We start from the raw sequence: 17201 nt of genomic DNA, 5'->3' as shown, positions 1-17201 counted from the left end.
TATATACGTCAGGCGGGATGTGAAAAAAACTCTACGGAGTATTATGCTTTACGCTCAAAGTATGTCTGCAATCGGTACAAACAGATTTCTCGTGTCCACTCGTAAACGACAACGGAATCTGTTGCTGCCTCTCTTGCCAATGACATCGTACCATTCTCGTATGTGATTAAACCATTCGAGCTTCCGCTCCAATTGGTCATCGGCATGCGTGCAATCAGCGCTGCCATTTTAATTTCATTATAATTTTCGGCCAACCGCCCTGTTTCTTTATCTGAAAAATCTATCCTTCTGCGATATTCTTTCTCCATCATGTATCGATAAAAAAGAGGTGCTGCCTCTCGAGAAGTGATTGGATCCCGCCAGCGTTCCGCTCCACGTTCAAGCATGATGAATAGAAGCACCATTTTGTAACTCCTACTCATAACTGTGCTCTCGACCTCTTGCAGCCATCTCTCCGATTGAATATACGCATTGCGTTCTTCAGCCGTTAGCTCATCTGCCCAGAGCAGAAATCCGATGTAGGATTTGAACTCCTGACGATACTCCCGGCTTGGAGCAGCTCCATACAAATGGAGTTCCATATAAGTTGGACGCCTTCCAAGCTCTCTTTTTAATTCCCTATAGGAAGTCAATAGCTTTTCTTTGCGTGGCTGCTTCCTCGCCAGTAACGTTTCAAACAAATTGACAACTCCGGTTTCAAGCTCAATGATGCATCCGGAAGGAGCATCCGTAACTGCTGTCGAAGCCACTGACTGCCGTCTGCTTGACGGCTCACTAGCATTTCGTTGAAAGAGAGACATCTTCAATTCAGCATTCCTGTAATTTCCAATCAGATCGATTATCACACAATGAGACTTTCCATCGGCAAGTCGAAGTCCACGACCTACCTGCTGGGTGAAGACTGTGATAGATTCCGTCGGCCGTACAAATAACAGCGTGTCGACGGTTGGAATATCTACACCTTCATTAAACAAATCTACTGTAAAAACAATCTCCAATTCACCTTCAGTCAAAGCATGTATAGCTTCTGAGCGTGTCATTTCTGTCGTCCGTGAATGCAAGCTGAGCGAGCGTATTCCCTGCTCTTTGAAAAACATGGCCAAAAAATCCGCCTGCTGAATCGACGAACAAAATCCGAGCGAACGCGTCTGTTTATATCTTTCCCAACTTTTCAAAATCATAGCCGCGCGGTCTTTCCTCAGCTGTGCAGCTATCAGCTCTTTCTCGTCATAACGTGAACCGAGCCAGGGTATGCTGGAATAGTCTATATCATCGTATACGCCATAATAATGAAATGGACTTAACCATCCACGTGATATTGCCTCGATAAAATGAATCTGATAGGCTACATTACCATCACATAAAGCATATACGTCTCGCCCATCCATTCGCTCTGGTGTCGCTGTAATGCCAAGAAAAAAATCCGGCTTGAAGTAGTTCAAGACTGTTGCGTAAGATTGTGCCGCAGCATGGTGGACCTCATCAACAATTATCAGATCGAAATCTTCAGGAGCAAATCGTTTCTGATGTTTCCTTATCCCCAACGTATAAATAGAGGCAAATACCAGGTCCGAAGAACTATCTTTCTCTGTTCCGTTGTAGAGACCACTGCTTCGGTCAGGCATGACTGACTGGAACGATCGCTGAGCTTGCAGCAATATTTCCTCCCGATGCGCTATGAACAACACACGTCTGAAGGATTTGGCGAAGAAGCCGGCTAAGTAAGTCTTTCCGAGACCCGTAGCCATAATTACCATTGCCTTATCATGGCCTTCTTCCCAAGTGGCATGAATGGCGTCCAAAGCCGCTTGTTGTGCAGGTCTTGGATGAATGATACTATTTACACCGAAATCATTGAAATCGGAGCTGGCCGCTTTAGAGACCTTGACCGGCATCATGAGCTCCGACTCTTCCGTCTCCGAAACCACTCGTGCGAGCTCCGGGAATTTACTGTGGTATTTCCAATAATCTCGTTCATACTCCTTCACGGATTCTGCATGCAACGTGCAAGTCTGATCGTGATAAAAGCTCTTCATAAATTGGCCAAGCGCTTGTTGGAAAGTAAAAGGTTCTGCCTCAGCGTTTACTGCCAGATTCCATTCATAGCCGAGCCGGAAAGCAGACAACGAGAAATTGGAGGAGCCCACGATCATTAAGCCCTGCCCCTGATCATAGTCGAACAGATAGGCCTTTGGATGGAAAGAAGCACCATAGCTTCTCCACAGACGCGCTTCTATCCGTTCATCAATTGCAAGCAGCCTTTGCAATGCTTGCGGCTGCGTCACAAACAAATAGTCTCCGGCCAAAACCTTAATATCCGCACCACGATCCGCTGCACTTTTCAGATGAGGCTGCAGCAGGCGCACACCCGAATCCATGACAAAAGACGTCAGGATATAAATTCCTGTCGCCTTTTGAATACCTGGTATAAGCTCATCTGCCAAATTTTCCGTGATCAATTTAATATCCATCACTGTGCTGCCTCATTTCAATAACGGCCCTAATCAAGTCTTCCCTTATAATCAACAATCGGCTTGATCACTTGTGCGATCAACTTGATCTTGTCAGGAGAACAGCCTTCAAGCATCTCGATGATTTCATTGTGCATATAGTCTTCTGCGGCCGTACTTGTTCCCGTTAGTATGTATTCAGTGGAAGTTTCGAGCACTTCACAAATTTTACTTAAATTATCCAAATTGATAGGCGTCTTGCCTCGTTCAATTTTACTTATATAAGCGTTAGATACCTTCATTGCTTTTGCAAGCATGTCCTGTGTGATTCCTTTCGCTTCCCGCGCCTTGCGGATTCGGTTGCCAATAATCTGAAAGTCGTATCCCAATGCTATCACCCAATCTGAATATACCAATCTCCCTGACTTCTTTACATGCACAAAAAAATAACTTGAACCAATAGGTTCAAGTTAAAGGTATAAAAATATAATTCGCCCTGAGCTCCGAACTCAGTTCGTCATCCATGCGCGATGGTATAGTAAACCCTTCCTTTATCGAGAATAGCTATTTGTGCATCATGTATCGGCGTCATTGTCCTTTTATCCACGAATGTAGAAACTTTATAAGGGTTGTAATAGGCCTCCATGATATTTTCGTAGGCGAGATAAGCATGCTGTAGATCAGCTTGATACTCACCTTGAACAAAAGCATGAATATTCTTCATCTTCTCACGAAGTACACGTGCTCTGCCGGAATGGGATACAAGAAAACGGGCATTGCCTACGATAATTCTATCCGCATAGCCAATAACTTTCCGGGTATGAAAGCAGCGAATTGAAAAACATTTTTTATATAAGTGATAAGCAATTAATAAGGGTTGCCCATCAACTAGATTAAGGGGCTTATGAATTACGCTTTCTCTCCGCATACGCTTCATCCATTCTTTCGGTATTACTACTTAGTATGCGGAGAATGTTCAATTTTAGACTATAATATTTCCATTTCGTTTCCTATATGGTGCATACGCATGGAATAGTGTCATCTTGCACACCCAGATATCTTTCTAATCCTTCCTTCTCCAGAGTCGCACGATATTCACGAAGCGTGTAAGGACCTCCATTACGCTTCAGAATAGAAACATTCTTGTCGAAGTGCTTACGAAATTGCTCCTCCATTTCTTCCTGTTCCAGGTAGACTTCTGGCCATACTTGATATAATTGAGCATAATGCTGGAATCCCCCTCTTACGCATCTGCCGCCGCAATTGGCGTGAGAGAAACCGAGATCATACATAATCGGCAGCTTAATACCCCAATTCTCCTGTATGATCCGCTTGGCATCGATTTCCTCCCGAAATGTGGAAATTAACGGAAACCGCGTTTCTACCGGTTCAAGCGGAACATGGGCATAAAATTCTTTGAGATTCTCTGCCCGGTGCTGCTCATGTCGGCCAATGCCAAAGTAGAGAATAGGCTCCAGTCCGTGCTCATCTCTAAGCTCCTCAAGGAAAATAATCGTCTGCCTAACCTTCAGCTCTTCCGAACACTTCGCCAGACGGGAGTTACCCATAAACCTGTAATCATAAAACACCTGCTCAGGAGTCCTTCCATCCGTACGATAAGTAATTTCCATGCCCAGGTAATCAGCCACCTCATGCATAAACCGATAGTTGTCCTCATGTTCCCACAACGTATTGGTAAAGAAGAGCATACTATTCTCTCTCCCATAAGTTTGCACCATATGATAGGCTACATAAGCAGACGAAGCCCCCCCACTATACATAGCTATATGCACAGGCTTCCGTGACATAACAGCCTCCCCCTTCTCGGATTCTATTCTGTTTCCTGAAGCAGTTTGATGAGCAACTGTCTTATCTCCTGAGCCGAAATATCTCTTCCCGCGTATTTCAATATATTTTTTACGTTGGCATACAAGGTTTGAGACTTTTTTGAAAGCTGGACGTTCGACTCCGTAGAGAAATCTGATGTCACAGCAGGCTCGTTACTCATATGGAGCAGTTGCCATTCATACTTGATCTGACCCAAGAACAGATCCTGCGTTGCATCCGACCATTCCGTGCGATCAACGCCAACTAGATGCTCCGCCAATCGATCTATCGCTCCCGTCTCGCCATCAACTTTCGTCAAAGTCAAGAGCTTGCTGTTCTTGCTTATTGCTTCATCACGAAGTTTATTCACAACATTGAATAATTGCGAGAGTGACTCCAGCCCTGTCAGGCTTAGCACACTATGCTCCAGCTCGGTCTCGTTCCGCATCATGAAGGTTTCGAGCTCCCTCTTAGCCTCAGCCAGCACAGCGCCATTCGCCGCCAACTGCTTCATGTGCGAATACGGATCAATCTCCGACGCACGAATGCCATCCCTGATTCGCTGGGTAGCAGGTTGCAAACGCGAGGTGATCTGAGCATACTTGGGCAAGGTGCGCAACCAAAGCAGCAAGCCATCAGCGGCATGCACGAAACTTGCGCAAGCCCCAACAGAAAGCTCGAAATGCCGACCCAGTTCTTGCAGTTGATGCTGCTCCTCCGCAGTCCAACTATAGTAACGGTACTCATAAGCTTCCGAGAGCTCAATTAGCTCTAGCACCGCCCCACCTTTTAAATGAGTCGTCAACATATCATGAGCATAAAAGAGAAGTTGATCCCATCGGTCTCTGAGCAAAGCGACAAATAACAAAGGCACAACCGCTGCCCGAATGCCATAAGGCGGCAACTCCATGATGGAAATGAGGTCCGACAGCTTTCCCACTGGACGTTCGTCCAAAATTCGCAGTAGCTGACCCCTTAGCACTTCAAGCATTCCGTCACATTGCACACCGCTGCCCGCATCGAAAGAATAGCCGTTATTTTTTAGCACACTCGCATAAATGAGATAGTTGGGCCCATAACCCATAATACCCAGATTCGGTTCATTCGGCTGGTGGATGACGCGATCAATGACATCGATGAGCGCCCTCCGTTGTATGGCAGAAATACGGTTGCGATTAAACGCTTCATTGCGAATAATCGGCGTATTCTGATAGGTTTCTCTTAACCGTTCGGTCACCAGCCCTTCTAGCCCCCGGAAGTCTGTAATGAACCTTCGTTCCATTCCCCATCGCCAATCCAGCTCTTCAAAGAGGAAATAACGTTCAACGAAAGCTTTAATCCTCATGCTTGTCTCATGAAGCATGTAGATCAACTCATTTTTGACTCTCGCATCCTCAGCTAGAAATACCGGATCATTCAACAATTGATCAATAATTTTGTAATGCAACAGATTAGATCGAATACTTTCTGCGGTAAACCTTGGGAATACCATGCAATAGGGTGCCGCTAGCTCGCCCATAACCGTGTCAGGGTTCTCGATCTCATCCGCATCCATATACAGAACTAGCCAAACCCGATCATCCGCTGAAAAATTGGTGTGAATACCGGATTTCAGCTCGGCAAGGTTTGTAAATCGAACATCGGCATAACGAAGCATGTCCATGTCATCATTGTATTCATAGGGCATAATATACGTCACTGGAAGGTGCCGATCCAGCAAGGCGAGCATATCCCTCATATTCAGGGATGTGGAGGATATCCTCGCCGCTACGACCGCATTGACATCAATCGAGCTGCCATCATACAGCTCCCATAGATCGCGTATTCTATTGTGCCTTACAATTTTGGCTTGTGATAGCTGTTCCAAAGCCAGCCTGGTATCCTCCAGAGATTCCCCTAGTGCAAATGCCAGAAACGAAAGATTCGCAGACTGTTTCTGAGTCATTCTGGTAACCGTCCATAGTGTTAGCAGCTCAATTAGCCGATGCTGCATGTCATGGCTTCCGTCTAAATAAGGCGCAATCGTATGATAAAGCTGAAGGCCTGGCTGATCTCTATCCTCCGCCGAATCGACATTAAAGAAACGGAACAGTTGGTCCGCATAATAATAGCGATTGCCATTCTGTTGAAAGTGGTCGATTAGACTGTGACGCCCATTGTCGGTCAGAAAGGAATATAAAGTGCGCTCATTCTGCCCGAATATATTCGATAGCTGGGGGAGTAACTGAACGGCAACGGGATGAAGCGGGTACAAGGTTCGAATAATGCCATGTTCAAGCTGGTAAGAGGTGAATTCTGCGAAAAGGGGATGCCCCTGAAGCACCTCTAGCGATTCGAACTCACTTGCTAACTCCAGACACTGCCTATTCACTGGGGCGATTGCTTCTTGGGCAAGCCGCAAAAAGGTAGCGGAATCCGTCTCTAGACTATAAAACCGGAATCGCTTCTCTACCTTCTCAAATTCTCCGCGAATGCTTTCTCTGCTGTTTACAGCATATTGCCGAATATGCTTATGACCAACAACGAGCAGATGAATGTGATCTGAACGATCAACAAACTCGGTGAAATCCTGTAGATCCTGCATATTCTTAAGCGTATCGGTCCCTCCAAGGGATTGAAGGAACCGGCCAAATTCATCAAAAACGATAAACAAACCCCTGTTCATTGCAGCAAGCTCCGTGGATAACCTCTCAAGATTATCTACAAAATAGCTGCCATGCTCAAAAACCCAAGATGTGCCTGAAGTAACAGAAGGATAGAACGAGATAAAATCACGGGTGACAGCCTCCTGACAGCCCATAATCAATGAACGCCAATCCGCTTCCTCCCAATTGCATTCTGCTAAATGCCTCAGGAACATGGCATACGTGTCGGGATACGTGCTTTTCCAACGGTCGACTGTGTTTATAATGGAGATCGCTTCATTAGGAGTCGCAATTTCAATTCCTGCCTGATGAAGCGAACGGTAGATGGCTTGGTTGATAATGGTTCGCAAGCTGCCTGTCCTGCCATTAATAATAACGGGAATAAAGGTGATAGTAGTGCGCTCAACTTCGCTCAGATGAGCAGCCAGCCGTGAATCCATTCGTTTTGCTTGAACAAGCAGCTGCGATTGCCATTCACCGGAGAACGGTTTCGACAGTATTTGGCATAGGATGGTTGCAAGAAGAGACTTCCCCGTACCGTATGGACCAATGATTAGGTGGGCTTGCGCGGTGTTCTGCGTCACCCCTTCCAGAACACTGCGGAGTACCTCACAGTGAGAAGAAGTTAGTACATATTTGTGAAGCAAATCCTCATTAAGCAAATCGAGCTGCAGGTTAATGCTTGAGCGGAATCCTTGCATTTAATAAGCCGCCTTCCGTGCATATGCGTTCTGCAAGAAGACATACGCATTCTCTACATCTATGTTCAGACTGTAAATCTGATTAGTACGAACGAATTTAACCGGATATAACGTATCCGCATGAAGTAGCTCCAGATACTCTAATATTTGATTTGACGACAAATGGAACAGCTTGCCCCATAACATGGGCTTGACCTGTATTTCTTCCAACGTCAAGCTATTCACTTCATATTTCCCACAGTAATATAGCAAATTGAAATAAAGAGCATCAAGATCAATAAGATTCGGTTCCGGATTGCGTTTCACAAATTGTTCTCTTATATCATAGAGCAGCTTTAATCCGGATAAAGGACTTGCCACAATCTCTTCCGGATCATCCTCGCTGCCAGCTTGCACGGTGTACATCAACTTAAGGCAATCCAGGTCCCTCTTCAGCGTATTAACTGACACTTCCCGGTTATGATGCTGTCCTACCCACTCTGACAACGCCGCAAGCATTTCCTCATTCGTGCTTGAATGGTGGCTATGCTCGTTGAAAAACCAATACCAGGAAGTAGCCTGCTCCCTGTTCGAAGCCAGCAAACAATGCAGCACAGCGGCTGTCAGCGGCAACCTTATGAAGCGGTCGTTATCGAATACCAACCTTCCGAACTCAGTCAACTGGTGATACGACTTCCGTTCTTCATTTTTTGCTTCCTCCATCACGGATGTTGCCACAGCCCAGTATCTGAGGGACTTGACCATATTTCTGCCAAGCCCGATTCTCTCAAAACTGAATTCATCAAAAAAGAACTGAGGATCTTCATTTCGCATTTTCATCGCTTTGGAAAGCCAGTTCACCCGAAGATAGAAGCTTTGATGATGACCGAATTTCATGTTGTGCCTCCTTCCTGTCCAGCGAAGCTATTGCTGACTCCCACTGAAATATCCAAGCAATGCTCTTTTGACGCGAGGCGTCAAATAAGGGCTTTTTCCCCTGACGACTTCCGGTAAATCAATCTTCATCATAAAATCGCCTTTGCCGCCAAGCGTTTCGGCGCCTTCTTCACTAATAATAATTTTGGAGGCATGATGGTCGGCTGTCTTGAGCGCAAGCCTAGCTGGCAAATTGTTACGAATATTCGTCGGAACAATATCCGCCTTCGGATTCTGAGTGCAGATTATCAGATGTATGCCTGCCGCACGAGCCTTCGCCCCAAGCCGCAAAATTGCGCTCTCTACCCGCCCGCTTAGCGCTTTCTCGTGCTCCATGAAATCAGCGAATTCATCGAATACAACTACCAGCCTTGGTAGAGGAATCCCGGTCATCTCAACATATTGATCAATACTTTGTACGCCCTCAGGGGCGAACAGCCTATATCGCTGCTCCATTTCTTCCACCAATTGTTCTAATGCTACAATCGCTTCTTCGATTTCGGTAATAACCAGTCTCGTATGACTGCGATTCTCATAAGCCATAAACTCGACCTTCTTCGGATCAACAAATATAAATTGAACCTCATCAGGTCGGTACATACACATCATAGCCAGTATAATTGCGTTCATCGTGACGCTTTTGCCGCTGCCGGTCGTACCCCCGATTAATAGATGCGGTGTATTCGGGCTAGAAAAATCGACCGAAATTAACTCACGCAATTGCCCGATACCGACAGGGGCAATAAGCTTCCCTTTAAGCCGATCCGGCGGAAATTGTTCCCGGGCTTGCACCATAAAATGCTCAAAATAGATCGTTTCCGGCGTATCGCGATTAATATCTATATTGATTCGTCCATTTCGCAGTTGAATAAGCGGAACCGACGATAGCTGCAACCACAAATAAATATCCTTTGCACGGCTTTCGATGCTGCTATACGGCTTGTCTCCCGGTATTTCCAGAACGATGCGAAAAACACTGATACCTACGATCGAATCCACAACTTTAACTTGAATACCATTCTGGTTAAAGCTGTAGCGTAGCTTCTTCTTATAGCCCTCCACCAACTCAGCAATATCCTCCGAAGGCTCCTCCTCCGGGAGAGCCACATCAGCTAACGCCTCTTGCTCCGGGAATGCGGTTGCGGTTGCCGCTTCGACTATTACCTCTTTTTCCACCTCAATGAACGGCATGCTGTATGTCTCATCCCGTATTGTCTCCGGCTGCAGTACAACCGTTAATTGATCTTCAGCGTCAGGACCTATCGCAATCCAAATATTCTCAGCAGATTGAGTTCCTTGCGTATCGCCTTGAATCTCTGCTGCTCCATCCTGCTCAAGCCCAAGCTTGTTCGTAACGAAATCCGTCGCTTCCGGCAATGCTTCAAAGGCTGGAATGTTTTGTTCCTGCAGAGCACCCAATGCTTTCAAAATATAAGTGCGATTATAGATGTGATTGACGAATGTGTTCTGAAGCTGCTCTGTCTGATAGCCGTTCACATGACCTTCCATTATGCTAAGCTCAAGAAGATTCGACGTATACACGAAGGTATCGATTGCGCCTGAAATCAAGATTTCGATATTGGCAATCGGAATATCCTGAAGCTCCTTCAACAGCTTCGCATCCTGTATATCGTAGGTGTTATGCTCCAGCAAATAATAAATGAGCTCCTTCCGCCACAGTTCGGCGCTCGCTGGGTGCTCACCAAAGTGGAACCGACTCTGGTACAGCTCTATTCCCGCCTTGACTTGCTTAATCGCGTCATATCTTTCTTGTTCAAAAATGGTATGCTTTATGAACTTCAGCTCCACCAATTCGAAATGTAGACAAATCTGATCCCCATTGCGTCGAATTGACGTTCTTACGAGGTCAGGTCTGCGAACAGACCCATGAAACCATGGTAGTTCGTCGCACAGGGAGTATATGACCAGTTCCCCCGCTCCGGCCGGTCTCGTTTCCGTAGACAAATAGATGGCCATTAATTCATGGGCAAAGTGGCCGGGGCCGATGGCGCGAAGTACGATTCCACCTGATATATCCTTCACACGCTCAATGGCCTTCACAATCTTCTGCCGATCAATTTGGTCATTCTTGAGCAGCAGCGCAAATTTGTGATACAGCCTGTCATAATACTCATGATCAGACTGCTCATTAGCCAGTTTACGGATATACTTTGACGAGGATACTAGCGTTCTGAACCCTTTATCCTTGCCGGCATTCGATTTATACTTAATAATTTGCGCTTTGGAGGATACCTGCCGCAGCAGCGTTTTGTCCAAATAACGATCGATTATGAGCGACCAGTTAAAGCGCTCGTGCATAAAGTTGATCAGTTCAGCATCCGACTGTTTGGTCAGTGAGATGACATTCCGCAGCAAATAATGCTCTTCAGGCGCAAGAGCCTCGCCATTATGAAGCATATATTGCATTCTATAATAATATTGCATCAGCTTGGGCAGCTTCTCGCTGACCAGACTAACCCGCTTAATTGCATCCTCTTTCTTCAACGGCTCCCGATAGATCGTATCGAACCAGTCATCAGAATCCTTCACCGTCACCTTTTCCTGTCTATACTGGACACTGGACGACTGACCGAAATAGTTGACCAGCACACCGATGTCCGCATCAGGCAGTGACTCGGTTACAAATCTCATTACGGCATTAATCGACTGCTCGGCAATGGTCTGTATTTCAACCTTCGGAAAGCTGTTATGTCTTTCAGAATACTCCTCCTCCTGATTGATCCAGCTATTCAGTTCTTCATAAATTGCTGCTCCTCTTGACTCGCTATGAACAGCTACTTTCACCTTGCGGACATTTGTATGCCTGAAAATCTGCTCGACAGCGCGTTTGACATAATCCGCATGAGAGCAGTAGAGAAAAACAATGTCCAGACCATCACGAGCATACGGATACACCTCAAGATAAGTTTTGACCGTAGAGAGAAGCTCCTCGGCAAAGGTACCGACAAGTTGCTCCTCTCCACTGCTCCGACCATTCAAAGCGAATGTTCCTTCGCCCATTCTCTCTTGTCGCTCAATCAGATACTGATCCGGCCCGCCATTAACGGCAAAATAATGCGGAGACAGTCGTGAAGTACGCTCTTGCAGTTGCTGAAAATAGGCGTCCATCTCGCTGACATCATTCAAGGATGCCTGCTTGGGGAAAATCCAATGCATCAGTTCGGTTCGAATTAGTGAAATTCGCTTGGAATAGCCGAGCAGCCTAAGCGGATTCAGCAATGTAACCAACCGTTCTTGGGCAAAGCCCACCCTGTCCGTAACCTTGCAATTGTAGCTATCATATGCACCAAGACAGTCCACATGCTGATAGATATGTACCAATAACAGCGGTGATTGATTTGCCTTCTCCAGAATAAGTTCCAGTCGCTCTTCCAGCACATCAAATGCTATGCTGCATAATCCGTTTTGCAGCGCGCTTAATAGTTCGGCTGTGAAGAATTCAACAAATTCCCCAAATGCAGCTGCCGCCTCACTCATCTCCGTTTGGCCAAGCATCACATCACCGCTTACTCGCGCTTGGAGGACCTCTATCACATTGACCGATCTCACATCATCGCCATAATACTTTTGAACATAGGGCACATAGCCACAATCCTGGAATCGCTCCATCATCCCGCACAGCATGCCGGAAAAGGCTTGTATAAGCTTGAATTTGCTTCTATCCATCTCTTTTCCATCTATATACAAGACAAGCTGAAAAGCGATGTCATTCCCTGTCTTATCATTTGACTCATTTATTGAAGTTTCATTAAATGCAATATATCCAGTTAGTCGCTCTAACTGGAATAGATGGAACCTGAGCGCCTTCGCATTCTGCTCATTGACACTGGAATCCGTAACGCTAAGTACAAATTTCACGTCAGGTCCCAGTTCCTCGGCATACTTCTCAAGCAGCAGAATACTCTCCCTAAGAAGCGCATCGTTCAGCTCCGTATATTCCGCATGCTGTCTCTGCCTGACAATCGTTCTCTCAAGATCCTTGCGCAGCTTCGGATTATCCTGCAATTCACCGATGAACTCATCAAGGAACTCTTGTATTTTGTCAGGATCAGGGGTGTCATCCATGGCCTCAAGCGTCTCTGAAAGCAAGCCATCCCGATCCTCCGACCAAGCCCCTTTTGTTTCAACAAACTCCTTGAATTCATTGACACGCTCATTCAGTTTTTTCTTACCTGCCTTGAAATTGAGTGCAGCGGCAACATCATCGTATTCGTATTGAAACAGCTCGGCCGATTGGTTATGAATAAACGCAAGGACCTGCTGTCGGAACAATTCCGGGGCCACCTTTTGCCAGAGCTCGTGCTCATCCTGCTCATCCGTCGTCTTTTCGATATAATCATCAAGACTTTCAATAAACTCATGCTTTTGCGATGCTCGGCCTTCCTTCTCCAGCCGTGATAGTTGAAAATTGCGCTTGAGCCTAACATATCCTTCAGTAGTCTTGATAGTAAGCTTGGCGTCACGGAACAATAACAACTGATTCAGATTCCTCTGAACCTTGTCTACCATCGATAGCTGCTCATCCTCAATAATGGCCGACAGAAATGCAAGCACATTCTGTAACTGCGGCTCTGAAATCCGGCCGTATATACCCATAAACGTCTGTAACGTTTCGAGTTCTGTCCCATAGTATCTGTACGTCTCCGAGAGCAGCCGGTATAGTACCTCCAGTCCTTCCGCACTCAGAAGACGGGCCTCATCAATTGTGAAAATATTTTCCAGACTTTGTGCCTCTGCCGACCTTTCATTCATGAAAATAATTAGTGCGTCACCTGATGCATTATTGTTCCGTAGCCAAGTGCTCGTCTCATGCTCCTTGCACTGATAGCAGTCGAAACCTTCGACTCTCGTTAACGTTCGAAGAATCGGCCGATAGTACCCCCCCAGCTTATCTTCCGCCTGTTGAAATGCATGCAGCACATCGCTCCATGCTGTATCATCAATACCCGCAATCCTTGTGAACAGTTTATCGCTGTGTACGCTCCTCTGTTGGCCGAAATAGCCAAGCACCAGCGCCACGACCCACTCACCCAACAGCTGCCTGGCGGAGCTATGCATATTGGACCTCCTTTGGGCACTCCGTATAAGGATTCTGAATCATTGCCGTAGCATCGGAAAATTCCATCAGAAGACCGTTATGCCGCAGCTTCTCACGAAGCGCCTTCTCATTGTCCTGAAAATAGCGAATATTTAGCCTGGATTTCACATACAGGCCCGATAGCTTCGCCTGCGTTTCTCCTATCACAACTCCGTAATCGCGATACAATACTTCTAGAAAGTCATGATATTCCATCTTCTCGCCTGGCTTTACCTTTGTGAATACGAGCATTTGCAGAAATGAATCGGATATCGTATACCGATAATTGGAAGCTGATCCGCGCCGATAAGTTGCAAACCCTCCATCTCGTGACAGGACGCGTGTAATTTGAAGCTGCTTTAGCTGGGCGGCTACCGCTTCGCGAATACTGCTCTTCAGCCTGCTTAATACATCCTCCGCATTGCCGCAACGCAACAATACACGCTTGATAGCTTCCTTTCGGCTGCGCATTTTGCCAAGTCCCAGCTTCTCGAAGAATACATCAGGATTAGCCTTCCAGTGCGGCAGTTGCTGCTCAATATTGTCAGGAGTCCCAAACACCTCCTCAGCCTTGCGCTCTAATTCATCCTCGAATCTCGCTTTAATCAGGCTCTCGTGCTGCTCATAGCTGCTGGCGGCAAGCTGCGAGATTTGGCGGTTCTTTCCATCCATGCAATCGAAGAAATAAATCAACGGCCCGGGCTCAAGAAGCGCCCGTTCATGCATGTAACGGCCCAGTTGAAAGCAAATGAGCGATATAAGCAGGTAGAACATTTCATGGATGTCCAGATCAAGGAGTAGCAGCCCTTGAAGTTCATCTCCGAACGCTTCGAATAAAGGACCGTTAGTCTGCGGGGCGTTTGCCGGCAATATGGGCACATTCCCATCTTGTGTTGTGGTACGAAGCTTGCAGGGACGATCATTATAAGGTTCTGATTCTTCGAAAACGGATGTAATTTTATTAACCACTTTCTCAATAATCTTGTTTCTCGTCAGCAACTGTCGGAAGCGGCTCTCAATAAATTGCCTTCTCTCTCTGTGCTTATCTGTGCCGTGGGCAAGCATTAGAAAATACAGTTCCCCGCCTCTAGCAAAAAAATTGCGTTCGAACGAGAGATTGTCACCCTTCTTACGAAGCTCGACGTATAACAACGATTCATGTAGCGGATAGAGCGACCTCGCAAACCAGGAACGATCGGCCTCCTTACCATCCGTGTCATACAGCACAACTTCTAAATTGCGTAGAAATTGCTTTAGCACTAAATAGTTGCTTTCCTGAACCGACTGAACCAGCTTCTCTTTCTTCTCTTCTGCCACAGCTAGAATAGTATTAGATCCCTTGCCTTCCTTAACGCCTTCAAAAATAAACTCCCGTAAGCCTACCGACCGCTTGCGGCTGTATTCATCGTCATCAAAGGAATACTTGGCGCCAAACAACACGTTCAAGAATTCCAGTACATACTCAGGCCCACGCTGTCCATCTTTAAACCGATGTCCCCAAATATCTGACGATAGCTGTGAAGTGAAATCTTCCCGCTTATTTGTAGCTTCAACTGTAGACATATCGCAGCGCCTCCGCGTCAAATATTAATATCGTGGCGCTTGTATACGCCTTTGTTCGAATCCATAGCCAGCACTTGCAGCATGAACTCATCCAGTTCACTGCGGTTAATCAGATCATTTCTGAATGTACCCAGCAATATATCCACTTCCTGCTTCAGCGTAACGTACAGCCCGCCACTTGCCAGCCGTAGCAAATATTCAAAAACCGGCAGCTTCACTTCCAGCTTCGGTCCATGGTTGACCGTAATAAACAACTTTGATGGTTTATAATCAATATCCGAGCGTTCCGGTTCAACATTTAAAACTGTCTGACTGGTCGAAAAGGACTCGTGGATCAGCAAATTTTCGTTTACCGCGAACAACTGGCTTTCAGCCCGATCAATCAGCTTTTTGGAAAAAGCATGATTTAATCCATGAATCAATTCCTTGCGAATAGCGGATTGCTTCTGACGATTGATGAGACTTTCTGTAAACGTGTGAAAGTGCAGATATGGAACCAACTTCCTACGGTTGCCGACATCCCCCTCATCAGATTCAAAAAAATATTTGCGTCTGAAACCAGGCATCAGCTCCACGATTTTGCCGGAATCTCTGTTCGCATCCTGACTGCGGTACATCTCAATCTGCTTGCGATAATAGCCGAACAACAAGTCGATCTCTTCATCAAACAGCCGGGCATGCTTGTCTACAATCTCACCCTCACCGCTAATATCTCCATTAAGTAAATAATCGTCAATGGAGGATACAGATAACCGGCCGGGATCTAGTTCTCGGAAATATTGTACTGCCCCCTGCTCAATTGAACCTCCATCCGGAAGCTCAGCCCCATAAAAGTTATTATAGTAAACACGCTTGGCTTGCTTCTCAATCGCTTTGTAGTCCGCATTCAGTACTTGATCACAAGTTAGACCGCCTGTCAGGACGTAGCTCATATGAATGAGAATCTCGCGCATCGTAACATGAACGCCGAGACAGTCCAGCAATCGGTACTGTTCAGCAAGCCTTTCTCTAACACTCTCTTGGGACATTCTGCGATGATTCAGGCGGATGACACAATTAGCCGATTTTCTGCAAGTGTCGCAATCCGCCCAATTCTCCTCCCGATTCCATTCCTCCATAATACGAGCGGCGTAGATAGAAGAGGTTACATCCTGCAAATTGACAAGATATAGGTTCTGGTCATTCTTTGTATGATCCATGAACCGATCTTTGACCAACCCAGATAAATCCTGAAGCGAACTATTCTGGGATAGAAATTTTGTTAGCTTCCCCTCATTAGCTGCGATGAGATAATAGATATTTCGAGCATGATCTCCCCTAATCTCGTTCTGTAGCTGAGTCAGATTCTCGTATATAACTGCCTCTGTAAGCTCAGACAAATCCTTCACGATAATAAGCGTGCCCTGATTAAATGAAATTTCCATCATTCCACTTTCCGGCCATTGCTGCAGGGGCTGCCCGGTTAATGACTCATACACCGTTCTGCACAATCTGGTCTTTCCGTCACCCGCGTTCCCGGTCATAATGATGCTGCGCGGCGCATCCTTGAATATCGACAGCAGAAATTGCTCTATTCTCGTTTGGATAGAGAGTCGATAGGCATCCGCGCTACTTGTATATTCATCGTATATTTTGGCGTGATTTGGCGACAGAACGTTAAATTGGTCCAGGTATTGAACAAATGAATTCATCATTTCCCCCCAATTAGCTACTCAAGTCCTAAATCTATGAATCAATAGTCACCTTTTCCATATTTTCTATCATACATAATTTAACCTATAAGTTCAATTGTATGAATTGAATAAATCTGTTTTGAAGTTTTATTCTAAATTACAGATAGACTACGAAAAATGTTGAGTGATTTGGCAATAAAAAAGAACAGCATCGTGCAGGAGATTCCCCCCAAGCTGTTCGGATAGCAAAATTATTAGTACACCTGGTTGACCGTTCAGGACTGCAGCACGATCGCCTCTCGTATCGGATATCTGAAACTCATTATTGG

9 protein-coding genes are annotated in these 17201 nt (G+C 45.9%); all 9 read right to left on the bottom strand.

Annotation, left to right across the window (positions count from 1 at the left end; all coding sequences use genetic code 11):
- Positions 1-41: 41 nt before the first annotated feature.
- The 9 genes from L6H65_RS19685 to L6H65_RS19645 all read right to left on the bottom strand — a co-directional run bounded on the left by L6H65_RS19685 (position 42) and on the right by L6H65_RS19645 (position 16893).
- Complete coding sequence (locus tag L6H65_RS19685) at positions 42-2471, bottom strand: DEAD/DEAH box helicase family protein (protein ID WP_236344400.1); 2430 nt, start codon at positions 2469-2471, stop codon at positions 42-44.
- Positions 2472-2500: 29 nt separating this feature from the next.
- The gene (locus L6H65_RS19680) at positions 2501-2866 is read right to left on the bottom strand and encodes a helix-turn-helix domain-containing protein (protein WP_236344364.1); all 366 of its coding nucleotides are present in this window, start codon (positions 2864-2866) and stop codon (positions 2501-2503) included.
- 101 nt (positions 2867-2967) lie between these two features.
- Positions 2968-3378, bottom strand: a complete 411-nt coding sequence (locus L6H65_RS19675) for a L5-gp82 domain-containing phage-derived protein (RefSeq protein ID WP_236344363.1) — start codon at positions 3376-3378, stop codon at positions 2968-2970.
- 82 nt (positions 3379-3460) lie between these two features.
- The gene (locus tag L6H65_RS19670; RefSeq protein ID WP_236344362.1) at positions 3461-4258 is read right to left on the bottom strand and encodes a phosphoadenosine phosphosulfate reductase domain-containing protein; all 798 of its coding nucleotides are present in this window, start codon (positions 4256-4258) and stop codon (positions 3461-3463) included.
- Between the two features lie 23 nt (positions 4259-4281).
- Positions 4282-7623: a DUF6079 family protein gene (locus L6H65_RS19665; protein ID WP_236344361.1), complete on the bottom strand. Its 3342-nt coding sequence runs from the start codon at positions 7621-7623 to the stop codon at positions 4282-4284.
- Entirely contained in the window at positions 7624-8499 is an 876-nt protein-coding gene (locus L6H65_RS19660; protein WP_236344360.1) for a DUF4007 family protein, read from the bottom strand.
- A gap of 27 nt (positions 8500-8526) precedes the next feature.
- Positions 8527-13617, bottom strand: a complete 5091-nt coding sequence (locus L6H65_RS19655; protein ID WP_236344359.1) for an FtsK/SpoIIIE domain-containing protein — start codon at positions 13615-13617, stop codon at positions 8527-8529.
- On the bottom strand, positions 13610-15199 hold the full coding sequence (locus L6H65_RS19650; protein ID WP_236344358.1) for a hypothetical protein: 1590 nt from the start codon (positions 15197-15199) through the stop codon (positions 13610-13612). Before L6H65_RS19650 ends, L6H65_RS19655 begins: the two co-directional genes overlap by 8 nt.
- 17 nt (positions 15200-15216) lie before the next feature.
- Complete coding sequence (locus tag L6H65_RS19645) at positions 15217-16893, bottom strand: hypothetical protein (protein WP_236344357.1); 1677 nt, start codon at positions 16891-16893, stop codon at positions 15217-15219.
- Positions 16894-17201 lie beyond the last annotated feature (308 nt).

This window comes from Paenibacillus plantiphilus (genome assembly GCF_927798095.1).
Taxonomy (GTDB): Bacteria; Bacillota; Bacilli; order Paenibacillales; family Paenibacillaceae; genus Paenibacillus_Z; species Paenibacillus_Z plantiphilus.
This window is presented reverse-complemented; position numbering and strand designations above follow the sequence as displayed.